Origin of the sequence: Dorea sp. D27, assembly GCF_001185345.1 — a bacterium.
Lineage (GTDB): Bacteria > Bacillota > Clostridia > Lachnospirales > Lachnospiraceae > Extibacter.
Window position 1 is genome coordinate 222,569 of the sequence record NZ_KQ236746.1, and the last position, 26,627, is coordinate 249,195.

Genomic DNA, 26,627 nt, shown 5'->3' on the forward strand with positions numbered 1-26,627 from the left:
GGGAAACAGACAGGCGGAGGAAATAAAAAACACAGCCCTTACAAGCTGTGCATTCCATAGCATCCGTTCACTGTCTATATAAACATGAAAGCGTATGAATGTGTATCGTAAGGCGGATATACCGGTTGTTTCGGGCGCACCGGTATAAAGAGTACAATAGCCCAAAAGCCAGGGTACTCCGACAACGTATTTATTTCGCTGTATATCCCTTCACTGACACAATTAACATACACTACCTCATTCATTGATTATTCTATGATATAACGGGTTCATTATAACATATGGGATAAAGTTGTCAACCGGAAAAGTGGTTTTACATAATATTGGCATGCAATTACAGAAGATTGGGGTATAGCAAGTCATACTCGTTCGCCCCCCTGCATAGATTGTAAAAACAAATTGTGCAGGGGTTATTTATATGAAAGATTATATTCAGGAACGAGCAGTAGAGATTGCGTACTATATCATTGAGCACCAGGCCACGGTGCGGCAGACGGCAAAGCAGTTTGGCGTTAGCAAATCCACCATACATAAGGATGTGACAGAGCGCCTTCTGCAGATCAATCCGGCTCTGGCCAACCAGGCGCGCAAGGTGCTGGACATGAACAAGTCTGAGCGCCATATCCGCGGCGGGATGGCTACGCGTGAAAAGTATCTGCATAGCCGCCACGATGAGGGACAATGCGTTCATAGTGAAAGTATGGTATAATACATACATATACTGAAACGGGCTTGTATACGAATGAAGGAGATACGGAATTGAGAAGAACAGGAACGTCTGCATCTGTAATTCTGATCTGTCTGCTTGTGGTGGCTCTTGCGGCAGGCAGTATTACGGGATGTAAAAAGGAAGAAAAAGCAGAAACGAAGGAGAAGGCAGAGCTTGTCCTCTGGCATTACTGGGACCTTCCGCATCAAAGGAGAACGCTGGAAGCGCTTGTAGACGACTATAATCAATCCCAGGATGACGTCCGGGTTAAGACAAGGTATATACCTGACGCGGACTTCAAGAAAGAGCTTGCGCTAAGTATGGCGGACGGTAATACGCCGGACATCGCGCTCGTTGATTCCGTCGATTTCCAGTTTTTTAATTCTATGCAGCCGTTCGTGGATCTGACGGATGACATAGAAGAGCTCGGGCAGTATCTGCCGGCGGCGGTGGAGCCGTGTACGGCAGAGGGGCGCACGCTCGGGCTTCCTGCGGGACTTAACTGTACCGCACTGTTTTATAACGCAGATATGTTTGAAGCAGCAGGCCTGTCCGTTCCCGGAACCTGGGAAGCATTCTACGATGCAGCACGTCTGCTTACGACGGATGATATCTGCGGATACGCCCAGATTGCACTCAAGGGTGAGGAGAGTCTGTACGCATTCCTTCCGATTCTATGGTCTATGGGAGGAGATGTGGATGCGATAGATTCTCCGGAGAGCAGACAGGCTTTTGAACTTCTTAGGAAGATGGCCCGCAGCGGTTATCTCGGCAAAGAGAGCATCAGCCTGACCGGATCAGATCTGGCAGGGCAGTTCGCGGACGGAAAGGTGGCAATGATGTTCAACAGCATCATGATGGCTGATCATATACGCGAACGGAATCCAGAGCTGGATTTTGGGATGACATATCTTCCGTCGGACGGTGAGAGAGTATCTGCGGTTGGCGGAGAGATTTTCGGCGTGATGGAGGGGGATAATGAAAAGGCTTCTGTTGCGTTTTTAAGATATATAAGTGAGGTGGACAGGCTTTCCTCCTATATAGACGGGCTGGGGCTTCTGGCACCAAGGAAGGATGTCATGGACAGGCAGTTCGCCGGCGACGCGCTTCTGCGCGGGGGTGCCGATATCTTCAAGACAGCCAGGATGCGGGAAATCAGTCCGGAATGGCCCCGCGTATCCGCCGTCATTGCAGAGGCCATCGATGAGGCCATCGCTGGCGGCAAGAGCGTAGAAACGATATTGGATGAAACGAGCGGCGCCATCCGGGGTATCAGGGAGGGTGCGCGATGAAGAGAGAGAGAACGCTGCGCCAGAAGCTGACCCCGTTCTTCTTCCTGGCGGTAGCCATACCAATCATCATATTTGCCTGCCTGTCGATGTACAGGCTGGAACGGAGCATACGGGCAAGCCTGGACAGGCAGATAGCCGGCAACATGAATAAGGCGGACCAGTGTCTGGACATGGTGCTCGACAAATACGGCACGCTGCTCTATGACCTGTGTACGGATGATGAAGTAATCTCCCTTGTGGAGGAAATCAACCGGAACCAGGACGGGCTGGAGGTAAACAGCAATTATCTGCGGCGTGAACTGAGCCATATCTGCAACCGCAACAGAGGTATCGAGGGCATTACGGTCATCACGGCAGAGGGAAGGACGATCTATTATGACCATCTGTCTGCCTCGTCTGCAGGCAGTTCGTGGGCGTCGGAGGTCACAGCCCCCGCTGTCACGGAAGGGCCGGTGTACGAAGGGATAACGGAGCCGGTCACTTCAGGTAAGGAGAGCGTTTATATGCTGCGCATAGCACGGCGGCTCGTGGATTACGAGGATATCCACAAAGAAGTCGGAACGGTCGTCATGAGCATGAATGAGGATCTGCTCACAGAAGCGCTGGATGCGTGGGACATTGCGGAAAACTATCTTGTACACGACAATCTTATCATCAGCGCACCAGACAATAATGACATCGGAAAAACTATAGATGAGATCAAGAAGGAAGAATATGAATATACGTCAGTGGTAAATGAAAGGACCGGTTTTACGATATACAATCGGCAGTCGCTGAAGGCATACCATGACACGTTTTATGAGCAGGGAATCTTCTGGCTGCTCATAACCGCGGCGGCGGTCGGCATCGTATTCGTACTCGTCTATGTGCTTACGAGGCCGTACCTGAAAGAGATCGACACGATTGCAGATGCCATGAATGAGGTGGAACAGGGCAATTTCAGAACAGAGGTGGCGGTCAATGATAAGATGCCGGTTGAGATACGTAAAATCTGCAACGGCTTTAATGAGATGGTAAAGCACATCGAGATGCTGATTGAGCAGGTGAAAGCGGCAATTCTGGAACAGAAGAATGCGGAGCTGTCCGCACTGGAGGCCCAGATTGATCCACATTTCCTCTATAATACGCTGGACACCATCAACTGGAAGGCGATTGAAAGAGGCGAATTTGAAATCAGCGAGATGGTTGGCGCGCTGGCGGATATCCTGAGGTACACGGTAAAAAATGCCGGTGGCGAGACGTCTATGGAGCAGGAGCTGTACTGGCTGCGCCAGTATATCATACTGCAGAGCGCCAAGGCAGGCAAAGAGATACTCGTCCGGCTGGATGTACCGGACAGCCTGAGAGGATGCCGCATACATAAGCTGCTGCTGCAGCCTTTTGTGGAAAATGCCATCAAGCACGGAATGAAGCGCAAAGAAGGGGAGTGCAGGATTGACATCTCCATGCACGGTACGGAACATCAGATACACATCATTATAACGGACAATGGAACCGGAATGGACACTTCCACGCTTGCAAGGCTCAACTCACAAGAATTTGAAAACGATACGGAATATGCCAGCAACCATCTTGGAATCACGAACGTCAGAAAGCGGCTCAGGCTATATTACGGGGAGCAGGCAGATGTCTATTTTGAAAGCAGGCCTGGCTCCTATACGAAGGTACATCTGTTTATTCCGGCGGTACCCGCCGGGGAAGGAGGAACACGGGCATGAGAATTGTAGTGGTAGAAGACGAGGCGCCAATCAGGAACGGCATGAGCAGGCTGCTGGAGAAGATTAATCCCGAATATGAGCTTGCGGGTACGGCAGAAAACGGATTGCAGGGGCTGGAGCTGATTGAGCGGGTAAAACCTGATCTCGTCATCATGGATATACATATGCCGGATATGGACGGGCTTACGATGCTTGCCAAAGTCCGGGAAAAGGGGATGAACTGCAAAGCCATGGTCTTGTCTGCATATTCTGACTTCTCTTATGCCAAGATAGCGATTGAGCTTGGAATTGAGAACTACCTGCTTAAGCCGATCAAGATACCGGAGCTGAAGCGGGCGCTGGAACAGGTGGAGAAAACGCTCATAGAGCAGCAGAGCAAGGAGGAGTTCTTCACGCTGGAAAATATATTTTACCGCAGCGCGACGGGGCAGTTTAAATCTGACAGACAGACGGATATCACATTGGAAGAACACTTCCGTATCGCACCGGATGAGGAGATTACGATTCTGCTCGTCAAGCTCGGCGGCTGCTACGCCGTCTACCATGATACGGTCCGGTCGCTGCTGGAAGAGACGGGAATCCATAAGGGGACGTTCTCTTCCTGCCTGCTGGAATTTGAGGAGAGAGAAAGCGTCATCATGCTCCTCTATAAGCTGGAGGACAGGGAGGAGCTGCGGCAGTATTTTCAAAAAGCTGTCATGCCCATGCTCTGCGGACAGGTTAAGGGCAGCATCACTGCTGTCTGGCAGTCATGCGAAGGTCTGGCGGAAGTGAATCCGACACTGACGAAGATGAGGGAAGCCCTGGAATGGAATCTCGTCTTTGGGCGGGAAACGCTCATAAGCGAAATGCGGATAGGCCAGACGGAACCTGTGCCGGTCAAGTATCCGATGGACATAGAGACACAGGCCAGACAGGCGGTCGTCTCTAACAACAAGGTGGAGTTTGACGCCTGCACGAAGCGGCTCAGAGAATACTTCCTAGCGGCCATCCACTTTCCAAAAGAGATAAAGGAAGCCTGTACCCGTTACTGTATGGCAGTGTACCATACCGCCAAGGAGGCGGGCAAGGTGTCGGAGGACATATCGACCCAGGACATCATGAACAGGATTACTCACGCTTATACGTGGGAACAGATAGGTGAGGCATACCGCCAGTTCTTTGAAGGGCTCAGGTTCCACCGGGAAGAGGAGGCCACAAGCCTTATGGTGCAGCGTGCGGCGCAGCTCATACAGGAATACTATAACCAGGGGATTACGCTGGAAGAGATTGCACGTAAGCTGTGCGTTTCGGAGGAATACTTAAGCGCCCAGTTTAAAAAAGAGACGGGCAGGACATTTACAGAGACAATCCGCGGATTCCGGATAGAAAAAGTGAAAGAGCTGCTTCTTCAAACACCCCTGAAGCTGAACCAGATAGCAGACCTGGCCGGCTATACGGATCCAAAATATATGAGCAAGGTATTCAAAGAAGAGGTAGGAGTGACGCCTGCGGAATACCGAAAGCTGAATAATTAAGGAAGAAAAATGTCGAAATCTGGACAAATCCTGCTAAAAATTTCCACCTTTTTGAAAAATTTCCCCCTTTTTAATGAAACAATATATGGTAACATGGCAATAATAAAATAGAACATATGGACTAGATATTGAAAAGCTTATTGAACATTCACCGTTCTGTGAGCATAGATTAAAAAGGTAAGGAGAGATTATTATGAGTAGAAAGACAGTGGTATTTGAAAGACCTGACGATGTCTTAGACTTTGTTAACAAGGTGGGCAAGTATCCTTTTGACATGGATATGAAGCGCGGCAGATTCATCGTAGATGCAAAGTCTATCTTAGGACTTATGAATCTCGGACTAAAGAATAAGATTGAGCTGCAAGTGTATCATGACAGCTGTGACGAGCTGTGGCATGACATCGAAAAATACATCGCAGCGTAATATAGCACTTGAAGGAGGAAACCCCTCGGCGTATAATATATAGTTACCGGACTGTAAATGTCTGGTAAGTATATATCTGTCCGGCAGTTTATGCCAGACAGGATGTACGGTGAGGAGTTTTTTTATTATGGAACATAAAGTAAAGACAGACAGGAGCGGATATCTTTTTGACAACAAGACGCTTCTGGCATTGATTCTTCCGCTTATCGTCGAGCAGCTTCTGGCAGTGCTCGTCGGCATGGCGGATTCTATTATGATTGCAAGCGTGGGCGAACCGGCCGTGTCGGGCGTATCTCTCGTAGACCAGATAATGGTGCTGCTCATCAACCTCTTCGGAGCACTGGCGACGGGCGGGGCGGTCGTAGCCGGACAGTACCTTGGACAGAAAAATGAAAAGCAGGCGTGCAAGGCAGCGACACAGCTTGTATGGTTCATCACGATCAGCGCGGTCGCCATAACGATAGTCGTGTACGCGTGCAAATATGTCATACTGCACGGCGTCTTCGGAAAGATTGAGCAGGACGTCATGGGCCATGCCAATACATATCTGATGATCGTGACCGCGTCCATTCCGTTCATGGCGCTGTACAACGGCGGGGCAGCTATCTTCCGGGCCATGGGCAATTCCAAGGTGTCTATGCAGGTCTCCATCGTGATGAACATAATCAATGTAACGGGAAATGCCGTGCTGATCTACGGCTTCCACAGGGGGACGGAAGGTGTTGCCATCCCGACGCTCGTGTCCCGTATCGTGGCGGCGGTGCTCATCATGGCGCTGCTTGTGAATAAGAAGAGGACGCTGCACGTTGAAAAGACGCTGCGTTACCGTCCCGACTGGCGGCTCGTCAAGAAGATATTAAGCATCGGCATCCCTAACGGGCTTGAGAACAGCATGTTCCAGCTCGGCAAGATACTCGTGCTGAGCCTCGTATCGACGTTCGGCACATATGCTATTGCTGCCAACGCGGTATCCAATGCCGTGGCGCTGTTCCAGATACTTCCGGGCATGGCGATGACACTTGCGGCTACGACGGTCATCGCGCGCTGCGTAGGTGCAGGCGACTATGAACAGGTCCGCTATTATAATAAGAAGCTCATACTGATTACCCATGTCTGCATGGTGGTGACAGTGGGGGCCATTTTCCTCATACTTCCATTCATTTTGAAAGCATACCATCTGTCAGACATAACGGCGGGAGTCACGAGGCAGATTTTGTATTTCCACGGAATCAGCGCTATCTTCATATGGCCTGTATCTTTCATTCTGCCCGCTACGTTCCGGGCATCGGGGGATGCAAAGGCCTGTATGTACATTTCCATCCTGTCCATGTGGATATTCCGTATCATATTCAGCTATATTCTCGGCAAATACCTGGGACTTGGCGTATTCGGCATCTGGGTGGCGATGGTCATCGACTGGATATTCCGCGCGGTCTGCTTTGTCATACGGTACATCCGGGGGAGCTGGAAGAAAAAAGCAATCGTATAATCGCCTAAAGTTACAGGTTACCCTTGTAAATGCAAGGGTGCTCGTATATAATTGAAAAATAGTTTAGACATAGGAGGAACTTCTTGTGAAGAGAGAATTGGTAATCGTGATAGATTTCGGCGGCCAGTACAACCAGCTTGTAGCCCGCCGCGTCAGAGAGTGCAATGTATATTGTGAAATCTATTCTTATAAAACAGACATTGAGAAGATTAAGGAACTGGATCCGATGGGCATCATCCTGACGGGCGGTCCGAACAGCTGCTATGAGGCGGACTCGCCGACTTACAGCAGAGAGCTGTTCGAGCTCGGGATACCAGTGCTCGGCCTCTGCTACGGCGCACAGCTCATGATGCATCTGCTTGGCGGCAGGGTAGAGAGGGCGGATGTCAGGGAGTACGGTAAGACGGAAGTTATGATAGATAAGCTGGAGTCAAAAATATTTGAGGAAGTCGTTTCCCCGACCATATGCTGGATGAGCCATTTTGACTCTATCTCGAAGGCCGCGCCCGGATTCGAGGTTACGGCCCATACGGCGGACTGTCCCGTGGCCGCGGCAGAGAACGGGGCGAAGAGGCTCTATGCTATCCAGTATCACCCGGAAGTACTCCACACGGCAGAAGGCACGAAGATGCTGTCCAATTTCGTACACGGCGTGTGCGGATGCGCCGGTGACTGGAGGATGGACTCTTTCGTGGAAGAGTCTATCAGGTCTATCCGTGAAAAAGTAGGGGACGGCAAGGTGCTCTGCGCCCTCTCCGGCGGCGTGGATTCCTCTGTGGCAGCAGTCATGCTCTCCAAGGCAATCGGAAGCCAGCTCACATGCGTGTTCGTAGATCACGGCCTGCTCCGGAAAAATGAAGGCGACGAGGTAGAAGAAGTCTTCGGGCCGGAGGGCAATTATGACCTCAACTTCGTGCGCGTCAATGCACAGCAGAGATTCTACGAAAAGCTTGCCGGCGTGACAGAGCCGGAAGAGAAACGGAAGATTATCGGTGAGGAATTCATCCGCGTGTTTGAGGAGGAGGCGAAGAAAATCGGAGCTGTGGATTTCCTCGTACAGGGGACGATATACCCGGATATAGTAGAAAGCGGCCTCGGCGGAGAATCCGCCGTCATCAAATCCCATCACAACGTGGGAGGCCTGCCGGATTATGTGGATTTTAAGGAGATTATCGAGCCGCTCAGAGATCTTTTCAAGGATGAGGTCCGCAAGGCCGGGCTGGAAATGGGGATACCGGAGTACCTCGTGTTCCGCCAGCCGTTCCCGGGGCCTGGACTTGGAGTCCGCATAGTGGGAGAAGTGACGGCCGAGAAGGTGAAGATGGTCCAGGATGCGGATGCAATCTACCGGGAAGAGATTCAGAACGCCGGACTTGATAAAGGAATCGGTCAGTATTTTGCCGCACTTACAAATATGAGGAGCGTCGGGGTCATGGGTGACGAGAGAACGTATGACTATGCGGTGGCCTTACGGGCGGTGAATACGGTCGACTTCATGACAGCGGAGGCTGCGGAGATACCGTGGAGCGTGCTGCAGAAGGTGACGAGCCGGATTGTGAATGAGGTGGCGCATGTGAACCGGGTGCTGTATGATTGCACTGGGAAGCCGCCGGGGACGATAGAGTTCGAGTAGAATGTATGTAACCCAGAAACGAACGATGAAATATAAAATTTAAAAACCTGAGATAAGAGTATAAAAAGAGAGGCATTGAACAGAGTCAATAAACGCTGTTCAGGCCTTTTTCTTATATCTGTACCGTTTTTATAGTGTAAGTATAAAGAATCAGACTTTGTAGATACGAGGAAATAAAGCTTGATTGTTATTAAACTGTAAAAGTTACCTACTAAAATTAATAAAGGGATGTATATCATGACAGACAGTGTTATGCTTCCCTTAAAAGAAGTAAATTACATATTTATATAAAAGCTAATAATTTTACGCTGGACAAGATAGAATAATCTTAGAATAATTGCGAACTGAGGTGTAAAATACTTGCTTGATGAAAAGTATATTGTTAATCGAATTGAGGAATTGTGTCTGAAGCATAATAATATGAGTATGTATGCTATTTCGAAGAAAACAGGTATAAGTGAATCTTCTTTATCAAATTTAATGAAGCGAAAAAGTGTACCAACTTTTACAACTTTAAGTAAAATTTGTGACGCTTTTGGTATAACGCTTTCGCAATTTTTTGCTGAGGGTGGAGTACGTTTAGATTTGACAGAAGAGCAAAAGGAAGTATTGAATACATGGGATTCATTATCAGAAAGGGAAAAAGAAAAAGTAGTTGATTATGTACAGGGGATAGTGGCGGCGAAGGAAGTAATCTAAGAATGGATTATTTTCTTTTTTGCATTATAGAAATATTATTTGGAGGAATTTCATGGAGTACCCGAAAATAAAAATTAGTTACAATACATCGGAAGACGACCTTGTAAATGAATTTTATCTGCCTTGTTTAAAATGGGCAGATGGATTTGAACGGGGAGTTGGCTATTTTACAACGGGATGGATTGAACATAATGCAGAAGGGATGGCTGAGTTTGTAAGCCATGGTGGTAAAGCAAAATGGATAACAAGTCCAATTGTAGATGCGAGGGATTTGGAAATAATTGAAAAAATAAATGATATAAAAAGAGAAGAATATATTGAGAAATTAGTTGATTTAGGCATAGAGAAATTAAAATATGAAATGGAAGAGAATACTAGGAATCTTTTTGCTTGGATGATTTATGATGAGGTTTTAGAGATGCGGTTTGCAGTCCCGATTAAACGATTAGAAGATGGGGACTTTCATGATAAATTTGGAAATTTTTATAATGGAGAAAAGGTTATATCTTATGTAGGTTCTATTAATGATAGTAAAAAAGGGTTTTCCAATTATGAGGGAATTATGGTTTTTCCATGTTGGAATGGGACTGACAGTTATTCTGACATGGTAAGAAAAAAATTTAAAAGGTTATGGGATAATGCTGACAAAAATATTTTGTGCTATAAAATGACTGAAGCAGTGAAAAAGAAAATATTCAAATTAAGGGATGATAAACGACCATATATTTTACCTCAAGCAAATGATAACAAATGGAGTCATCAAGATGAAGCTATGGATAGGTTTTTAGATTGCAAACATGGCATTCTAGAGATGGCGACAGGAACGGGAAAGACATATACGGCAATAAAAATTGCTAAGTATTTGCTTGAATCTAATACAATAGTAAGAATTGTAATTTGTACCTACGGCAATGATCTATTGGATCAGTGGCATAAAGAGACTCTGATAAGGTTAAAAGAATTTAAGATATTTAGATATTATGAAACAGGTTATAAGGAGCTGTCGAAATTTTTGCTTTGCAAACAATCGTGTATATTAATTTTGTCTTTAAATGCAGATAAGGTTTTAGAAACTGTAAAAGGCCTTACAAAGTACGGAAAAAATAATTATGATAAAACATTATGGGTTTTTGATGAGGTTCATAGATTGGGAGCCTTATCTTTGAGGAGAGAGTTGCAGAATAAAATAAAGCATTTCAAGTATCGATTGGGGTTGAGTGCAACACCACTTAGGGAATTTGACCATGATGGAAATCGATTTATTGAAGAGGAAATAGGGGAAGTTATATATGAATTTGGACTTCAAACAGCTATTCAAAGAGGTATTTTATGCGAGTTTGATTATCTTCCTTTAGAATATGAATTAACTGATTTGGAGAGAAAAAGAAAAAGAGATATTATTGCGTCATTCGAGGCTAAAAAAGCGAATGGAGAATGTTTTAGCGAGGAAGTAATGTATAGGGAACTATCTAGAGTGAATAAGTTATCGATTTCAAAACTTCCTTTATTTGAACGTTTGATAATAGATAGACCGGAGTTGTTAGATAAATGTATTATTTTTGTTGAGACTATGGAGTATGGGATAAGTGTACAAAATATTCTAACAAAATATATTTATAAGTATCATACGTATTATGCGGAAGATCAGAAAAAAGAATTACAGAAATTTGCAAAAGGAGAAATCAAATGCTTATTGACATGTAAAAAAATATCTGAGGGGATAGATATTAAAGCGGTAAAGAACATTTTTTTGTTTTCATCAGATAGGGGCAAATTAGTTACTACACAAAGGATAGGGCGTAGTTTAAGAGTCAATCCAAATGAACCTGATAAAAGAGCAAATGTTGTTGACTTTATCTGTGTGAATTTAAAAGATGAATTGCAAGAAGAGATTGAAGCGGATAGGGAAAGAAGAGAATGGTTGTCTAATCTTGCAAATACACGGAGGATAGAATAATGGAAATTTATAATGAATTGCAGATTGCTATTTCAGAAGTAGTCTCTGGATTAGATGAAAAGGAAAAATTCAAAAGACAATTTAATAAGTTGATTGAAAATTATTATGCTGATTCAGTTTCTGCATCAGAAATAGAAAATATTGTTTTAAATGCTGATTTTACGGAGGATGAAAGTGAGAATTAGAATACTAGGATGGAAATATGTTAATATACGAAAGTTTAAAGACGTTGAATTGGATTTGACAACTGATTGCAAAAAAATTTCATTAATCATGATGCGAAATGGAACGGGGAAAACAACAACAATTAATTTAATTAGAGCAGTTTTGAGTGGTAAGGCTGAAACATGGAATGCTCAGGAAGTCAGAGCATTTCGGCCTAAAAGCCACGAAGTTGAAAAAGGCGAGTTTCATTTGAAAATAGAATATGGGAATAAAAGATTTCATTACATTTTATCTCTAGATTACTTTATGGGTAAAGCGTACTTTCAAACTAGTTCTTTTGAAGAGCGTGGTGGTTTGGAGGATGGGCGAAAATTACCTGTTAATTTGCGTGGTGTACTGAATCAGGAAGAATTTGTTAATCGTTTTATATTTGATGGGGAGCAAGCAAAAAAAACATTAGGTGTAGGAAATCAAGAAGCAGAAAGAGCCATTGTTTATCTATATGAAGTGAATAAATTAGATAGGTTAATATCAGAAATAAATCATATGGTAAAAATTAGGCAAGAGAATTCGGATAAATCTTTTGAAAGAAGTATAAAAATTTATAAAGGGAAAATGGAGAAAGGTGAAAAGCTATATTGCAATTTGATTGAAACATTAGAAAAACATAAACAAGCTATAAATAAGTATGAGAAGAATTTGAAAAATTTAAATAATAAGTATGAGGATATAATTGCTGCAGATGTCAAATTAAAAGATGAACGTAACCGACTGTTGTCAGAGGAAAAGAAAATGAGGGAACAGTTACAAGTTCTTATGGGTGATATCTTGGAACAGAGCAAAAAACCTTATAATGTGAGTAGTATTTTAGATAATCGGTTAAAGTGGCTTGCAAAAAATATGCAAGTTTTAAAATTACCTAAAGCAACGGCACAAGAGTTTTTTAAAGAGTTAGCAGAAAGTCCTAGGTGTGTCTGTGGGCATTGCATAGGGAAAGAGGAGAAAGAAGCAATATTATCTAACGCCCAAAGGTATTTAGGACAAGAACAGTTTGGAGTGTTGAATGCAATAAAACATACATTAAGAAAGTATGAAAGTTCAGATATTATAAAAAGGAGACTGGATGAGCTTGAAAATCTTGTTGATCAGTTACATGAACTTGGGAATGATTTAGATCGAATTGAGCTTGAGGCTGTAAATAGAGGCGATGATGAAATATCACAAATAAAGGATGATATAGATGTCCTCCGAGGAGACATTCGGAGTCTCAAAAATAAATGCGAGCTTTTGGAAACTAAAGATTATAATATGTATCCAAACTTAAATGAAAATACAAATATAGAAAAAGCGAAAAAGTTCTGGGAAAATGCAAAAGAAAATTATTTGCGTGAAACAGATACATATGAATTTACTAAAAAAGCAGAATCCGTAAAACGGTACATATCTAGAATAAAAGAAAAAACTTTAGAAAAGTTAAAAAAGAATATTTTGCTGGAAGCAAATCGAAAAATTGAGCAAATTATCTCTAATGATTTTATTGAAATAGAGAAGATAGAGGGGCATTTGGTGTTGAAAGGCAGAGCGGCAGTTAGCGAGGGACAAACTTTGGCTGTTGCATATGCTTATATTGGTTCTCTATTTGAACATTCCCAAATAGAATTTCCTTTTGTAGTAGATTCTCCGGCCGCATCTATGGATTTGGAAGTGCGTAGAGAAGTAGCCAGTATTTTGCCAGAGTTATTTCAACAGTTAATTATTTTTGTAACATCTGGAGAGGTGGCTGGTTTTGGAGAAAGTTTTTATGGATTAGAAAGTGTACGCTATATAACAGTGGAAGAGAGTTCTGGAAGTATAAAATGTACAGAAGGCAAGGATTATTTTTCACAATTTCAAGTTGAGGAGGGGTAAAAAATGCCATTTAGAATGCCCAAAAAGACAGGACCGTTTTTCAATAATATTTTTGATAAAAAAGATAAAAGTGGAACCAAATTCAAATTACGTTTTGATGAATATTATTTTTCTCTTTTGGCTGGTTTGGTGTACGGCAAATATGATCAAAATGCAGAATTGGAGGATTCGGAATTTTTTGATGATTACCCGAATGAATATAGTGAGTGTAAGGAATTTATTGCAGGATTATTAATCGCAACTGAAATACAGTTGCAAGGAATAAGCGAAGATGATGCGGATGAAATGGAACGCCTAATGGTAGAATATATTGACTCAAGTTCAAAAACATTGCTTACATCTAAAGGTGAGCAACGATTGAATCAATATGCTGCAAGAGGGATTGATGTCCTGGAGGAACAAATGAGCGGAAGGCCCTTTGAACTAGATTCTTTTTTTAGAGAATACTTTATGATTTTTCAGAAAAATGAAGTTACGTAAAACTTACGAAGGAGAAGTACATGGAAAATAATAATATTTTTTCTTGGATGATTATTGATGATTTAACAGTACAAAAGGAAATAGACCAATCAGTTATTAAGTATAATCAAACTGGAATACCTATACAACTTCGTAAATATTGGGGAGTAGAAGCTTTGGGGCGAGGTTTTAAGAAAGAAATTGCTTTAAATTTCAATCACAAAGAGTATCTCTCGTATATACAAATGGAAAATAGCGAACGTATGAGGACAAAAATGTATTGGCCCTCTGAATTGACAAGACAAATTGCTGAAAGAAAATTTGCAAAATGGATTAATTTTCATTATGACACGGAGGCATGGAAGGTTGAACTTATTAATGATGAAAATAGTGAGGAAGAGATAAAGGAAGGCAATTTTGAGGTGGAAATTTGGGTTAAAGAGGGGAAGAAAATAGCTTATTTTACAAACCACTATGAGAGAAATGACAAATTGCGAAAAGAAGCCATTCGACATCACGGGTTAACATGTAGCTGTTGTAAAATGAACTTTGGAGAAAAATATGGAGAATGGGGTGAAGGATTTATTGAGATTCATCATGTGAAACCATTGAGTTCTCTAGATAAAGAGGAGATAGTGCAGGCAGATACAGATTTAGTTCCAGTATGCTCTAATTGTCATAGAATGATACATAGGAAAAAAGGGATAGTTTTATCTATAGAGGACTTAAAAAGTATAATTAATAAGAAAAAATAAATTATAGGAGCTTACATAAGATGAGAGCGTTTGTCGCAAAAGTAGAAGAAGTTTTTAGAATAAAGCGAGAAAATAAAGAAATAAGTGAAAATTTCGATGAAGATATAAATAATTATTTGATACCAGCATATCAAAGAGAGTATAAATGGACAGAAGAAATGGTTGAAACATTTCTAAACGATATTAAAAGTAATATGAAGTTTTTAGGATATATTATGTTGGAACGGAAAGGTGCTAATTATGAAATTGTAGATGGTCAGCAACGTTTAACAACTTTATTTTTGATATTTATTGCACTTTACAATAAACATCATAACGAGGGTGATATTAGTCTCAATGCGGACCAATTAAGCGTAGTAAAGTACATACGACGTGACAATAATTTTATATTAAAAAATGATTCCGTAGGTGAATTTGTAAAATCTAATAATTGCAAATATGAACTATGTATAGAAGAAAATGCGGACATATACAAGCAGAGGGAATCATTTGCCAATTTATATAATAAAATAGTTTCATTTATACATGAGTTAGATAGCGTTACAGATATAGAGGATTTTACTAAAAAATTAAAATATAGTACTTTATTGATATTCATAAATTCTGATGAAAATACGCCAATCGAAGAGGTTTATTTAGATATAAACGATAAAGCACAACAATTGGACGTAGAAGATATTTTTAAAGGTTATTGTTTTAAAAAATATGATTATGATAGGTATGACGAATTAAAAGATATATGGAAGGAATTAAAGATACTTTCAATTCAGTTTAAAGAGAAGTTTGGATATAACGGGATGGATCAATATCTGTATTTATATTTGCTGAGTAAACCTCCATTTAAAATATCGGAAAGACTTTTGGTAGATAAACAGCATTATTTACTTGATAAAAGTAAAACATTTATTGAATCGTTGCTAAATGACATGATTGGTTATGGAAATGATATTCTTGCTTTTAATGAAGAAATTAGTAATTGTGAATATCGGTTTGAGGATATCTGTTCAGAAGTAGTGGAAAATAAAGCTGATGATTATAAAGCTCTAAAGAAAATGTGTGCTAGAATATTAAGGTATAAGAAAAAGACAACTCATTTTGTGGCACAATATCATAAGTTACCATTTGTAATGTTATTACATTATTTGAAGAGTGCGAAAATACAGAAAATAAGCAGTGCATTTACCCTTAAACAGATTATTTCTGATTATTATGTATATAGCTTTACCTTTTTATGTAGAGGAAAAAAAGATAAAGAGGCAATGGACAAGACTTTGTTTGAATCATTATTTAATCAACCAACTATACCTATGGTTGTTACAACTACCAAGGAACTAAGAAAGAAAGGAATGGATAAGTTTAGAATAAAAACTAAATTTGATGAGGAATACTTTTTTGATTATTATAGTATATTGGATAATTATGACATTCAAACTAATTTTTTAAGCAATATATATTTTAAAAGCGAATGGGATATTGAAAAGTTTTATAATTTAGAACATTTAATTGTTCATGATAATAAAAATAAAAATGTAGATTGGATTGAGGAAGGCAGAGAAAAGCAGCTATTTTCCCTAAGAGAGGTCAATCTAATAAATGAATATAAACAAAAGATAGGCAATTATTTAGTTGTTGAACACAAACTAAATGAAAAGCTTAATAGTCAAGATGTTGTAACTAAAATTAAAATATTAAAAGAGTGGTTTGCGGATACTTCACTACCGAATCATATATCAGTTATTGTTGATGATATTGAAAGTTTGAACAGTTATAAAAAATTATGTGATTTAAAAGGTCAAAATAAAGAGATACAAGAAATAAAGGGAAGGTATGAAATATTTTTAGAAGAATATTTTGATAAAGAGCATCAGGAAAACTTATTAAGAAATATAGAAAGGAAAATGAGGGAAGTGTTTACGAACAACTGAAGTATAAGTAAGGTTTAAGGTATAAATATGAAAAACAAGCAGAGTGAAATCAAGGTAAAAAGTAATGCATTGACAATATATTTCTTGTATTAAAAATTCATCTGATATATAATATTAAATAATGCCTGCATATAGTTTCATTGCAGGCATTTTCAAATGAGAGGATTACAGATGATTACAAAAAAGGAAATACAAAATACCTATAAAATAATACAAAAAGTGTATCTAGAAGATGATATTCCATGGGTTATCGGATATTCGGGAGGTAAAGACAGCACGGCCACTTTGCAGTTAGTATGGTTGGCATTGAAGGAATTGCCATTAGAACAACGGAAACATAAAGTTATACATGTTATCAGTACAGATACGTTGGTAGAATCTCCGGTGATTGCAAAGTGGGTAGAAAATTCATTAGGATTTATAGAACGAGAATCCGAGAGACAGGATATGCCTTTTGTGAAGCATAGATTGACCCCCCAAGTTAATGATACTTTTTGGGTCAATTTATTGGGCCGTGGTTATCCATATCCAAGAGTTACGATGCGGTGGTGTACAGACCGCTTGAAAATAAAACCATCTAACAAATTTGTTCATGATGTAGTTTCTGCTTATGGAGAAGCAATTCTGCTACTGGGGACTCGCAAAGCTGAAAGTGCACATCGCGCACAAAATATGGATTACTATGAGAAAAAGAGGGTAAGAGATTATCTTAGCCCTAATGGCAGCATACAAAACGAGTTGGTATTTTCACCATTAGAGAATTGGTCTGATGATGATGTTTGGTATTTTTTATTACAGTATAAAAATCCTTGGGGGTATTCAAATAAAGATTTGATGAGTTTATACAGAGGTGCTTCTGCTGATGCGGAGTGCCCTATTGTCATGTCTGCGGATACGCCCAGCTGTGGGAAAAGCCGATTTGGGTGTTGGATGTGTACTATGGTTGAGAAAGATAAATCAATGGAAGCAATGATAATGAATGATTCACAAAAAGAATGGATGATGCCATTGCTTGAATTTCGGAATGAAATAGGGGATGCGGAACGGGATAGAGATAGAAGGGATTTTCGCAAAATAAAAGGCAATGTTTTTCTTTATAATGGGCGGCTTGTACATGGACCCTATAAAAAGGAAGTCAGGGAGCATTGGCTACGGAGATTGTTGGAAATACAAAAACAAATTAATGTAGAGGGTCCAGAAGAGTTTAAAGATTTAAAACTTATAACAGAAGCAGAATTAAATAAAATTCGCCAGATATGGTTGGAAGAAAAGCATGAATTTCAAGATACTCTTCCTGGAATTTATGAAGAAGTTACTGGTGAGAAGCTAAATTTAGAATACCACTATGGTAGTGCATATGGGAATGAGGAATGGAAACTTCTTGAGAGAGTTTGTAAGGATAATTATCCTGAGGAAGAATTAGCGTTTGAGCTTTCGTATCGTTTGGTGGATATAGAAAATAGATTTTCTACTTTGCAAAAAAGGAAAGGGATTTATAATAGCCTGGAAAATGAAATTACAAAGTGTTATTTTAAAAACGAAAAGGACGCGACAGAATTTGCATTACATAGAGTTAAAAGAAAGAAGGACATGGGGGTCTCATATAACCAGAAAGCGGAAAGTATAGAGGGTCTGACTGATACAGGAGACAGCGGAGGAGCTTAAAATGAAGTTAAAAAAGCTTATGTTAGAAAATATAGGAGCTTTTGTAAACAAAAATGAATTAGATTTTGAATGTGACAAACCGATCATTTTAATTGGGGGGATGAACGGACGCGGAAAAACTACAGTTTTGGAGGCTGTATTGTTGGCGCTTTATGGGAAGCGTTCTGGAAATTTAATAGGTAGTCACCAAAAATTTGATGGTTACTTGCGGAAAATTTCTAATACTAAAGGAAATAGGGATAAATGTGTTGTTGAATTGTCATTTTACGTGAAATTAGATAAAGTTGATATGGAGTATAGAGTAAAAAGATGTTGGAATATACAAACAAAGCATTTGAAGGTGGAAACTAAAGCGTGGAAGAATGGAATAGAAGATAAAGCATTATCTGAAAGTTGGGATATGCTTATTGAAGAAATTTTACCGCATGCAGTAGCACCTTTTTTCTTTTTTGATGGTGAGAAGATTTCAGAACTCGCATCTGCTGAAAATGAAGAGCAAATTAGTGACTCGATAAAATCACTTTTAGGGATTGACCTTATAGAAAAGCTTATTCATGATTTAGAAATTGTGGAATCAAAAAAATTGAAGGCTTTAAATGAAAGTGATTATACTATCGAACTTAAAGTGCAAGAAAATGCGATAAAAGAAAACAAACGCCAATTAGAGTTAAACAGTGAACAACTAAAGAAAATAAGAAAAGATAATAAGTATCTAAGAAAAGAATTGGAAGAATTAGAAGAAAAATATACAATGGCTGGAGGATATTTTTCCGTTCATAAGCAGGAAATTGAAAAGGAGTATGAAATAGTAAAGGAAAATTATAAGAATATTGAAACTGAATTGTTGGAGATTGCAGCGGGAGACTTACCACTAAAAATGGTAGAAGACTTTCTTGATGAAATATATAATAAAACAGAGCAGGAACAGCAACAACGTGAAATAGAGATATTACTAAAACGAATTCCTGAGTTTTACTTGGGTTACTGTAGTACGAAGTCAAATACCGCAGATATTAAAGATTTTCTGCACTATATTAATTTAAAGGCTAATAAAACTCCACTTATATATGGATTAGATGAGGAAGGAAGATACCAATTAAAAAACACTAAAAAAACAATTTGTAATGATAGTAAAAGAGCAAGGATGCTAATAGAGGAAAAGAAAAAGTTAAATAAAAGAATTGAAGAGCTGGAAAATTATTTATTAATAAAAACAGATGATGTTGAAGTAGAGACGTTATATAGCAGAATAAAAGAAAAAACAGCAGAAATAGCTATCCAAGATGATAAGATAAAAACATTGGAAAACGTGCTGAAGGAGTTAACTGCCAGAGCTGAAAGTTTAGAAAAAGGTAGAGTACGAATATTGGAAAAAGTTATAGAAGGACTTGAGGCTGCAGACGATGCAAAAAGAGTTATAGAGTATGTGCTGCAGCAAATCAATATTTTAAGTAAATATAAACTAGAACTTCAAAGTTTAAAGGTAGAGATACTTGCAACTAAAATGACAGAATGCTTTAAAAGGTTAATAGCAAAGGAGGGATTAATTAATTATATTTCTATAGATTCTGAAACTTTAGAGTTTTTGTATTATAATAACCAAAATGAAAAGGTAGATAAGATGATCCTATCAGCAGGGGAAAAACAGCTTTTAGTTATTGCTATGCTATGGGCATTGGGAATTTGTGCAAGAGCTAAGTTTCCATTAATAATTGACACTCCGCTGGCCCGTCTTGATTCGCAACATCGTGCTAGCTTAATTAATAATTATTTTCCATATGCAAGTGAACAAGTAATAATACTGTCAACAGATCAAGAGATAACTTCTTCTGAATATATGATGTTGAAAGAATACATAGGAAAAGAGTACATATTGCAGTATCATGAAGATACTATGAGTTCAACTGTGGAAGAGGGCTATTTTAGGAGGGATATAAAATGATTCTAAAGCAGATTAAGCTTTCTATTCGTGATAAAGATAAGTTATCTAGATTGAAAGGGAAGACGGGTATTCAAAACTGGAATGTTTTATGCAGATGGGCTTTGTGTTTTTCGTTAAATGAGCCATCAATTCCGGTTGATGTTGAGCAACCTTCAGATAGCAATCTCGAGATGTCATGGATTACATTTGGTGGCGAGAACTATAAGTTGTTTGAATCATTAATAAAAGCTAGATGTATTAAAGACAATTTACCCACTGATAATGCTACTCTATCTAAATATTTTAAACTGCATTTAAGCAGAGGAATTTCGTTTTTATCAGGCACCAACATGATTAAATCTTTGGATGATTTATTACTTCTTTCCATAGATAATAGGGAGGAGGGATTATAGTGGGACTATATTTGGATTATAATGCGACTACACCTATCGACAATAATGTTTTAGAGTATATGGTTGAGATATATACAAATAATTTCGGAAATGCAGATAGTAGGACGCACTCTTATGGTAGCAATGCGAAAAAGATAGTTGAAAGAGCGAGGGAACAAGTTGCTGCCTTGTTAGGTGCTAAGCGAAATGAGATTATTTTTACCAGCGGGTCTACTGAAAGCAATAATATAGCTATACTAGGAATAGAGCAGGAAGGGATTAGTAAAAATAAAAGACATATTATTACGACCGCTATAGAACACAAATCTATTTTGGGGCCTATAAGGAAGCTGGAGAAAAGGGGCTTTGAAGTTGATGTGATATATCCTCATTTGAATGGTAGGATTGATGCGGGACAAGTGTTGGATAAAGTTCGCGAAGATACCCTATTGGTGAGTGTTATGCATGTTAATAATGAAACTGGCACAATTCAACCGGTTGAAGAGTTAGGAAAACAATTAAAAGATAAAGAGGTATTGTTTCATGTAGATGCCTCTCAGAGTTGTGGAAAATTAGTTGATGAAATACAGCGGCTTCAATATGATCTATTATCAATATCTGCACATAAGATGTATGGGCCACAAGGTGTAGGGGCAATAGTAACCAGGATGAAAAATGGAAAGAGGCCATCTATAGAACCAATAATGTTCGGAGGGGGTCAAGAGCTGGGATTAAGGCCAGGGACACTTCCGGTGGCGCTAATTGCAGGATTTGGCATTGCATGTGACAACTGTTTGAAAAATCATATAAATTATAAATCGGGTTGTTTAAAAAACCTAAAGGGCCTGTTACAAATATTAAGTATAAATGGTATAAAATTTAGTGTTAAATTTTATATCTAATTTTCGATTATCCGCATAAACACTATACTTTCAAGTATTTTGAAGTATAGAAAAAACTCATTTTACCACGAATTTACCACGATTGAATGAGCCTTGATATGACCTATAAAATAACACCCAAAAGACATCATTACACCTAAATGGTGTCTTTTTAAAAAGCAGTCAATCCTAAAACTAACTGCTTTGTGTATATGGATATGAAATTGTAAACTAGAAGCTGTTTATTTTTCTTTTTAGGTTTTGGCGTTGGTAGTTCATCATACATCACATCAAATAACCCCGTCAGAAAATCTTTATTATCAACTTCTTCCACCAATAACATTTCTTTGGCGTTTTCGTATGGAATTTCATAAGTAACTGTCGGCATATAAGAAATTGCAGACTTTGTTGGTTTTACAAGTAACCTATCATCATATATACCGCCAACGATTTTTCCACGATAATAAATAATAAATTCTCCCATCATTGCACGATATGTTATTTCTTGTAATTCTGATAATTGTTCTAAAACAAATTGTAAATAATCTTTACTTGAAGCCATTTCCAACCCTCCAATCTTGAATTTTATTATTCCAATGCTTTCTTTAAGTCCAGAACAAATTGCTTTTGTTGTTTTTTCAAATAGGTTTTTACAAAAGGTTTCATAAACCACTTTTTAGGTATCACATTTTCTGTAAAGTCTATTTGTGTTTCATTCCCTTTGTCTATAAAAACACCAATCCAATGACCTTTCATGTTGCTATTCTCCATATCAAATTCCCAGCGTTTATATGGTTCTGCAACGGTAACGGTAAATGTAGTAGCATATCCATTTTTTGTGTATTCAATAAATTGTTTGTCATTTATTATTTCTGTTTTGCTCAAATCACTTCGCCATGAGTTATATTTATCAACAGCTAAAACAATGTTCCAAACTTTTTGAATATCATTACTAATAATTGTATTTATATTTGAAATTGCCACTTTTTCATTTCCCCTTTTCAAACTGGAATTTGTCTTACAACAATTTATATATGCATAAAAAGCAATATATTTATGAAAACACCCTAAATCCAAAATCTACTCAATTCATTTTTCCTTACATAAAATGTTCTCGTATATTTCACTTCCTCACCAAGTGTTTCCCCTATCAAAACTTCAAAATCATTGATATCAAATTCTGGAAAGAATGTATCTCCATCTTCAATATTTAAATCTACTTCTGTGATATACATTTTATCTACTATTTGCAAAGCTTCCTTAAATAGTCCATATCCACCAGATATGTATACATCTCGTCCTTTAGCCAATAATAATGCATCTTCTAATGATTTAACTGAAACTAAATTATCTCCTTGATACTCTGTTGTGGTGGAAACAACAATATTCATTCTATTAGGCAACGGATGACCGATTTCTTCATAAGACTTTCGCCCCATAATAACCACATTACCCGTTGTTAACTCTCTAAATTGCTTTTGTTCTCCCTTTATTTTCCATGGTATATTACCATTCTTGCCTATAACATTATTCTTTGACCTCGCAACAATCAAACCTATCATCTATTTCATCCTCCATAATATGATGTCGTACCTGTGATTCCATCAAGTGCACCACATCTTAACAAACTCAAAATTATCTCGAACTAACCAGCTCGACAAATTCAAGTTTGTCGCTTTCTTCATATCCACATTATATCATTTTCATATCTGCACCACAATAAAATTTTATGCACCGATAATCTTACTGAACAGCTCTAACAAACACCATTTCATCACTCCAATCTGAAATTTAGGTATGAAAAAAGCAGTCAATCCTAAGACTAACTGCTTTGTGTATAGAGATATGAAATTGTGAAATAGAATTTGCCTATTTCAAATCAAAAAGAGAATTTTCATAGTCCTTTACATAGTATCGTATATTTTTACGCCCCTTTTGAATAATGGTATGTCCCTCTGCTTCTAATTTTTCTTTCTGTGCTTCAATACCATTTGGATATTTAGCATTTAATTCTCCGTTTGCTTTTAATGTTCTCCAATAGGGTGTTTCATCTTCGGAACGCTGATAACTCGCCCACGCTACAATAGAAACAAATATACCCGCTGTAATCGGCTCTGTAAAATCTGCACCACTCAATTTTGCAAAGTGTTCTCGTATTTTTCCAACCGTAATCACTTTACCATACGGAACTTTTTTCATTACTTTGTCATAGTCAATCGGGGGAGCAAAATACATTTTGTTTCCACCATATTTCTCAATACTTTTCTGGTCTATGATAATTTGAAATTTTGGCATATCCTTACTATCATGCAACATAGCATTAAAATCTTTTTTATCTTCATTTGCCATTTGTGCCACCTCCTACTTTAAGGATAGTCTGTTTCTTATTTCCATGCAATGAGGCTGTTTGAAAATTATTAACACTTTCAAATTTGTCGCTTTCTTCATATCCATATTATAACAGTTCCATATATCCGCCACAATAAAAATCAGCATACCCTTAGCATTTATGGAACAAAAATGCACACTTTTTCTTTCTTCCTCTTGATTACCCCACAACAGAAAAGAAAAAGCCCTGTCAAGAGCCTTGCCACCATTGGTGGTGCTTTGCACTCTTTACTGGGCTTTTTGTTTGCTGTATCTTCCATGCAAGAGGAAATTAAAGACCTCTGTTCCATTTCGCCTTTAGATAATCTTCATAGTCTGCTTCATTGAAGTCTACTTGTGGAGAAGTGTCGGGAATGTTGTTTCTGTTGTCTATATCCGCAAGCTGACGAAATATCCAATCATCATAAGGGTCATGGTATTTATACTCTTTGGGCTGTTCTCTGTATCGGTCTAACCCTCGCATTTCCTTATGTACTTTTATCATGCGTTCCAGTTTTTGACGCTGTATCAACTGCTTGATTTCCATAAGTTCTTCCAACTCCGTAACCTCATTGGTAATGTAGTTATGGATATACTGTATGAGTTTATATGCCTTGTAAAATGTGCATTCTTTTTCATCATCGAAAAATTCATTTTCAGACAGGTAATCTAAGGAAACATTGAAGTCTTGTTCCCGTTTGATAATATCCATGATATAGGGCTCGGTGTGGTCAATATACTTCCATTCTCCCGACAATAATTCATTGGGTGTTACTCCCAGCACGTCCATTATCTTTTCCAGCGTATCAAAGGTAGGATAATTCACGCCACGTTCAATCTTGGAAAGGCTCTGCATATTGATACCGATTTTGTCCGCAAGTTCCTGTTGTTTCATTCCTCTATGCTTTCTTATGGTCTGTATGTTCTCTCCTAAGAAACTGATTTTCTTTTCGTAATGCTCCATGACTTAGTATAAACACTCCTTTCATTGCTTTTCTTGGTATTTATAAGCATATCATACTTAATATATATCTAAAAGTCAACAAAAACTTCTTGACAAGTAATTCTAATGGCGTTATTATCGTATCAGATAGAGTGATTAAGCACGCTAGGGTCAATCACACGCTTGAGTAAGCATAGAAAAGATGTATTTTCATTTTGATAGCATGAATAAGCATAGACTATCAGACCGAAAATAAGGTTTCTGACTGGGGCTGTTCCGTTTAGCCACGAGCCTTACAAGGCTCGTGAGCGTTAAGAACGGATCAGACACAGGAAGAAAGGGAACGCCTTTAGGCGTTCATAAAGGGCGTATATGTAACACCGCCCTGCGCATACATGTCATAGTACCTAGAAACTGTGATAAATAAAGGAAAAAACACGATTTTTACCCCGCAAAAAACGGGAAGTACGAAAGGAGTAATGCACTATAACTACACACAAAAATTTATCCGTTAAGATTGATTACATCAGTATTGTATTCGATACTGCAACCGCCGAAGATGTCATCATGCACATTTTAGGTTTACCGACTGATATTTTCAATGTCTATCCGGCAAGCATTAAATTCAAGACTTATCAAGCACGCTGGCAGATTGGAGATATTTATGTATCGGGGGACGCAAGAAAGACAGAGGACAACCCACAAGGGCTAGGCTGTTATCTTGTTATGACTGGCAGAGGTTGTGATGATATTTTCCGTATTCTCGACAGTAGGAATTATACCTTTGGAGATATGTTCAAACATTGTGAGCGAAGATATGGACTGGATAACTTCCATTTCACTAGACTGGATATTGCCATTGATGATAAGAACGAAAAGCCATTTTTTACCATAGAGCAGATAAAGAAGAAATGCGAAAAAGAGGAATTTATCTCGAATAGTGAGGGCTACCACTTTGACGAAAGCAAGTTTGATGATTTCGACACCGCAAAGACCGTTTATATCGGTGCTGGGAAATCGGGATTGTCCTACCGCTTTTATGACAAGGATAAGGAAGTCTGTTCAAAACATAATAAGACACTTGATGAAGTCGGCAGTTGGAAACGGACAGAAATGCAACTGCGTGATGATAAGGCTCATGCTTTTGCCATGACATTCAAGGACAGACCGCTGGAACTGGGAGAACTGGCTTTCGGGCTATTGGCAAACAACCTACGCTTTGTCGTACCAAACAGAAACGAAAGTAATAAGAGCAGGTGGAAAACTTGTCGGTTTTGGGAACGCTTTTTAGGGGCTGTGGAAGTCTTAAAACTGCAAGTACCAAAACAGCAAAATTCCCTTGAAGAAACACAGCAATGGCTCACAGAGGGTGGCGTGATTTCCGCTGTCAAAAGTTTTTACTTCTTGGAAGAACATGACGCATTAGGTGGACTGGAAAAAGTGGGAACTATGCTTGATAAGGCAAGATACAGTAATTCCCTTTCCAGTAAATTAACCGCCCATTTACAGAGGATAAACCGCACCGACCTTATCCCTTATATCCAATATGACACGAAACATGGGAAAGGGGGTATCTGATGAATAACAACGATATTCCCGTATGGGAAAAATACACCCTTACCATTGAAGAAGCGTCAAAATATTTCCGTATCGGAGAAAACAAGTTAAGACGATTGGCAGAGGAAAACAAGGACGCTGGCTGGCTCATTATGAATGGCAACCGCATACAGATTAAACGCCGACAGTTTGAACAGGTTATTGATAAATTGGACGCAATCTAATGCAAATGAGCCTTGTATGTGTTATGA

24 protein-coding genes and 1 pseudogene are annotated in these 26,627 nt (G+C 39.1%); 20 read left to right on the forward strand and 5 right to left on the reverse strand.

Features of this window, described 5'->3' with window-relative positions; all coding sequences use genetic code 11:
* Window positions 1–418 precede the first annotated feature (418 nt).
* The 18 genes from spoIIID to HMPREF0980_RS14840 all read left to right on the forward strand — a co-directional run bounded on the left by spoIIID (window position 419) and on the right by HMPREF0980_RS14840 (window position 21,530).
* The gene (gene spoIIID, locus HMPREF0980_RS14755; RefSeq protein ID WP_006444879.1) at window positions 419–709 is read left to right on the forward strand and encodes a sporulation transcriptional regulator SpoIIID; all 291 of its coding nucleotides are present in this window, start codon (window positions 419–421) and stop codon (window positions 707–709) included.
* Between the two features lie 50 nt (window positions 710–759).
* Window positions 760–2,001, forward strand: a complete 1,242-nt coding sequence (locus HMPREF0980_RS14760) for an ABC transporter substrate-binding protein (protein ID WP_049729865.1) — start codon at window positions 760–762, stop codon at window positions 1,999–2,001.
* Window positions 1,998–3,719 (forward strand): sensor histidine kinase, encoded by a 1,722-nt coding sequence (locus HMPREF0980_RS14765; protein WP_049729866.1) that lies wholly within the window; start codon window positions 1,998–2,000, stop codon window positions 3,717–3,719. Before HMPREF0980_RS14760 ends, HMPREF0980_RS14765 begins: the two co-directional genes overlap by 4 nt.
* Window positions 3,716–5,236, forward strand: a complete 1,521-nt coding sequence (locus HMPREF0980_RS14770; protein ID WP_049729867.1) for a response regulator transcription factor — start codon at window positions 3,716–3,718, stop codon at window positions 5,234–5,236. The genes HMPREF0980_RS14765 and HMPREF0980_RS14770 overlap by 4 nt, the downstream gene beginning before the upstream one ends.
* A 193-nt stretch (window positions 5,237–5,429) precedes the next feature.
* Window positions 5,430–5,660: an HPr family phosphocarrier protein gene (locus HMPREF0980_RS14775; protein WP_049729868.1), complete on the forward strand. Its 231-nt coding sequence runs from the start codon at window positions 5,430–5,432 to the stop codon at window positions 5,658–5,660.
* Between the two features lie 127 nt (window positions 5,661–5,787).
* The gene (locus HMPREF0980_RS14780) at window positions 5,788–7,149 is read left to right on the forward strand and encodes an MATE family efflux transporter (protein ID WP_049729869.1); all 1,362 of its coding nucleotides are present in this window, start codon (window positions 5,788–5,790) and stop codon (window positions 7,147–7,149) included.
* Between the two features lie 85 nt (window positions 7,150–7,234).
* A complete protein-coding gene (guaA, locus tag HMPREF0980_RS14785; protein WP_049729870.1) occupies window positions 7,235–8,782 on the forward strand; it encodes a glutamine-hydrolyzing GMP synthase in 1,548 nt (515 codons plus the stop codon).
* Between the two features lie 360 nt (window positions 8,783–9,142).
* Window positions 9,143–9,481, forward strand: coding sequence for a helix-turn-helix domain-containing protein (locus HMPREF0980_RS14790; RefSeq protein WP_049729871.1), 339 nt, complete (start codon window positions 9,143–9,145; stop codon window positions 9,479–9,481).
* Window positions 9,482–9,533: 52 nt separating this feature from the next.
* Complete coding sequence (locus HMPREF0980_RS14795; protein WP_049729872.1) at window positions 9,534–11,438, forward strand: DEAD/DEAH box helicase family protein; 1,905 nt, start codon at window positions 9,534–9,536, stop codon at window positions 11,436–11,438.
* Window positions 11,438–11,623 carry a hypothetical protein gene (locus HMPREF0980_RS14800; RefSeq protein ID WP_049729873.1) on the forward strand — a complete coding sequence of 62 codons (186 nt, stop codon included), beginning with the start codon at window positions 11,438–11,440 and terminating at the stop codon, window positions 11,621–11,623. The genes HMPREF0980_RS14795 and HMPREF0980_RS14800 overlap by 1 nt, the downstream gene beginning before the upstream one ends.
* Window positions 11,613–13,511 carry an ATP-binding protein gene (locus HMPREF0980_RS14805; protein WP_049729874.1) on the forward strand — a complete coding sequence of 633 codons (1,899 nt, stop codon included), beginning with the start codon at window positions 11,613–11,615 and terminating at the stop codon, window positions 13,509–13,511. Before HMPREF0980_RS14800 ends, HMPREF0980_RS14805 begins: the two co-directional genes overlap by 11 nt.
* A gap of 3 nt (window positions 13,512–13,514) precedes the next feature.
* Window positions 13,515–13,991, forward strand: coding sequence for a hypothetical protein (locus tag HMPREF0980_RS14810; protein ID WP_049729875.1), 477 nt, complete (start codon window positions 13,515–13,517; stop codon window positions 13,989–13,991).
* Between the two features lie 20 nt (window positions 13,992–14,011).
* Complete coding sequence (locus HMPREF0980_RS14815; protein WP_049729876.1) at window positions 14,012–14,725, forward strand: HNH endonuclease; 714 nt, start codon at window positions 14,012–14,014, stop codon at window positions 14,723–14,725.
* 20 nt (window positions 14,726–14,745) lie between these two features.
* On the forward strand, window positions 14,746–16,650 hold the full coding sequence (locus HMPREF0980_RS14820; RefSeq protein ID WP_049729877.1) for a DUF262 domain-containing protein: 1,905 nt from the start codon (window positions 14,746–14,748) through the stop codon (window positions 16,648–16,650).
* Window positions 16,651–16,821: 171 nt separating this feature from the next.
* On the forward strand, window positions 16,822–18,315 hold the full coding sequence (gene dndC / locus HMPREF0980_RS14825; protein ID WP_147629841.1) for a DNA phosphorothioation system sulfurtransferase DndC: 1,494 nt from the start codon (window positions 16,822–16,824) through the stop codon (window positions 18,313–18,315).
* Between the two features lies 1 nt (window position 18,316).
* Window positions 18,317–20,257, forward strand: coding sequence for a DNA sulfur modification protein DndD (gene dndD / locus HMPREF0980_RS14830; protein ID WP_049729879.1), 1,941 nt, complete (start codon window positions 18,317–18,319; stop codon window positions 20,255–20,257).
* Window positions 20,254–20,649: a DNA sulfur modification protein DndE gene (dndE, locus tag HMPREF0980_RS14835; RefSeq protein WP_049729880.1), complete on the forward strand. Its 396-nt coding sequence runs from the start codon at window positions 20,254–20,256 to the stop codon at window positions 20,647–20,649. Before dndD ends, dndE begins: the two co-directional genes overlap by 4 nt.
* Window positions 20,649–21,530, forward strand: a complete 882-nt coding sequence (locus HMPREF0980_RS14840) for an aminotransferase class V-fold PLP-dependent enzyme (RefSeq protein ID WP_049729881.1) — start codon at window positions 20,649–20,651, stop codon at window positions 21,528–21,530. The genes dndE and HMPREF0980_RS14840 overlap by 1 nt, the downstream gene beginning before the upstream one ends.
* 226 nt (window positions 21,531–21,756) lie before the next feature.
* Here the strand turns inward: HMPREF0980_RS14840 and HMPREF0980_RS14845 are convergent.
* From HMPREF0980_RS14845 to HMPREF0980_RS14870, 5 genes and pseudogenes are all read right to left on the reverse strand, one after another.
* A pseudogene (locus HMPREF0980_RS14845) lies at window positions 21,757–22,071 on the reverse strand (TfoX/Sxy family protein); the annotation flags it as partial.
* 26 nt (window positions 22,072–22,097) lie between these two features.
* A complete protein-coding gene (locus tag HMPREF0980_RS14850) occupies window positions 22,098–22,493 on the reverse strand; it encodes an SRPBCC family protein (protein ID WP_010775277.1) in 396 nt (131 codons plus the stop codon).
* 83 nt (window positions 22,494–22,576) lie between these two features.
* The gene (dfrF, locus tag HMPREF0980_RS14855) at window positions 22,577–23,071 is read right to left on the reverse strand and encodes a trimethoprim-resistant dihydrofolate reductase DfrF (RefSeq protein ID WP_002322211.1); all 495 of its coding nucleotides are present in this window, start codon (window positions 23,069–23,071) and stop codon (window positions 22,577–22,579) included.
* Window positions 23,072–23,378: 307 nt separating this feature from the next.
* A complete protein-coding gene (locus tag HMPREF0980_RS14860) occupies window positions 23,379–23,858 on the reverse strand; it encodes an MGMT family protein (RefSeq protein WP_002322212.1) in 480 nt (159 codons plus the stop codon).
* Window positions 23,859–24,168: 310 nt separating this feature from the next.
* Window positions 24,169–24,840 carry a helix-turn-helix domain-containing protein gene (locus HMPREF0980_RS14870; RefSeq protein ID WP_002322214.1) on the reverse strand — a complete coding sequence of 224 codons (672 nt, stop codon included), beginning with the start codon at window positions 24,838–24,840 and terminating at the stop codon, window positions 24,169–24,171.
* A gap of 495 nt (window positions 24,841–25,335) precedes the next feature.
* Between HMPREF0980_RS14870 and HMPREF0980_RS14875 the strand changes: the two genes are divergently transcribed.
* Both HMPREF0980_RS14875 and HMPREF0980_RS14880 read left to right on the forward strand, forming a co-directional pair.
* Window positions 25,336–26,397, forward strand: coding sequence for a replication initiation factor domain-containing protein (locus tag HMPREF0980_RS14875; RefSeq protein ID WP_279222308.1), 1,062 nt, complete (start codon window positions 25,336–25,338; stop codon window positions 26,395–26,397).
* Window positions 26,397–26,600, forward strand: coding sequence for an excisionase (locus HMPREF0980_RS14880; RefSeq protein WP_002607397.1), 204 nt, complete (start codon window positions 26,397–26,399; stop codon window positions 26,598–26,600). Before HMPREF0980_RS14875 ends, HMPREF0980_RS14880 begins: the two co-directional genes overlap by 1 nt.
* The last annotated feature ends 27 nt before the right edge of the window (window positions 26,601–26,627 follow it).

Coding starts and splice junctions, on each gene's coding strand:
- spoIIID (WP_006444879.1), top strand. CDS start 419: ATGAAAGATTATATTCAGGAACGAGCAGTAGAGATTGCGTACTATATC.
- HMPREF0980_RS14765 (WP_049729866.1), top strand. CDS start 1,998: ATGAAGAGAGAGAGAACGCTGCGCCAGAAGCTGACCCCGTTCTTCTTC.
- HMPREF0980_RS14770 (WP_049729867.1), top strand. CDS start 3,716: ATGAGAATTGTAGTGGTAGAAGACGAGGCGCCAATCAGGAACGGCATG.
- HMPREF0980_RS14775 (WP_049729868.1), top strand. CDS start 5,430: ATGAGTAGAAAGACAGTGGTATTTGAAAGACCTGACGATGTCTTAGAC.
- HMPREF0980_RS14780 (WP_049729869.1), top strand. CDS start 5,788: ATGGAACATAAAGTAAAGACAGACAGGAGCGGATATCTTTTTGACAAC.
- HMPREF0980_RS14795 (WP_049729872.1), top strand. CDS start 9,534: ATGGAGTACCCGAAAATAAAAATTAGTTACAATACATCGGAAGACGAC.
- HMPREF0980_RS14800 (WP_049729873.1), top strand. CDS start 11,438: ATGGAAATTTATAATGAATTGCAGATTGCTATTTCAGAAGTAGTCTCT.
- HMPREF0980_RS14810 (WP_049729875.1), top strand. CDS start 13,515: ATGCCATTTAGAATGCCCAAAAAGACAGGACCGTTTTTCAATAATATT.
- HMPREF0980_RS14815 (WP_049729876.1), top strand. CDS start 14,012: ATGGAAAATAATAATATTTTTTCTTGGATGATTATTGATGATTTAACA.
- HMPREF0980_RS14820 (WP_049729877.1), top strand. CDS start 14,746: ATGAGAGCGTTTGTCGCAAAAGTAGAAGAAGTTTTTAGAATAAAGCGA.
- dndC (WP_147629841.1), top strand. CDS start 16,822: ATGATTACAAAAAAGGAAATACAAAATACCTATAAAATAATACAAAAA.
- dndD (WP_049729879.1), top strand. CDS start 18,317: ATGAAGTTAAAAAAGCTTATGTTAGAAAATATAGGAGCTTTTGTAAAC.
- dndE (WP_049729880.1), top strand. CDS start 20,254: ATGATTCTAAAGCAGATTAAGCTTTCTATTCGTGATAAAGATAAGTTA.
- dfrF (WP_002322211.1), bottom strand. CDS start 23,071: ATGATAGGTTTGATTGTTGCGAGGTCAAAGAATAATGTTATAGGCAAG.
- HMPREF0980_RS14860 (WP_002322212.1), bottom strand. CDS start 23,858: ATGGCAAATGAAGATAAAAAAGATTTTAATGCTATGTTGCATGATAGT.
- HMPREF0980_RS14870 (WP_002322214.1), bottom strand. CDS start 24,840: ATGGAGCATTACGAAAAGAAAATCAGTTTCTTAGGAGAGAACATACAG.
- HMPREF0980_RS14880 (WP_002607397.1), top strand. CDS start 26,397: ATGAATAACAACGATATTCCCGTATGGGAAAAATACACCCTTACCATT.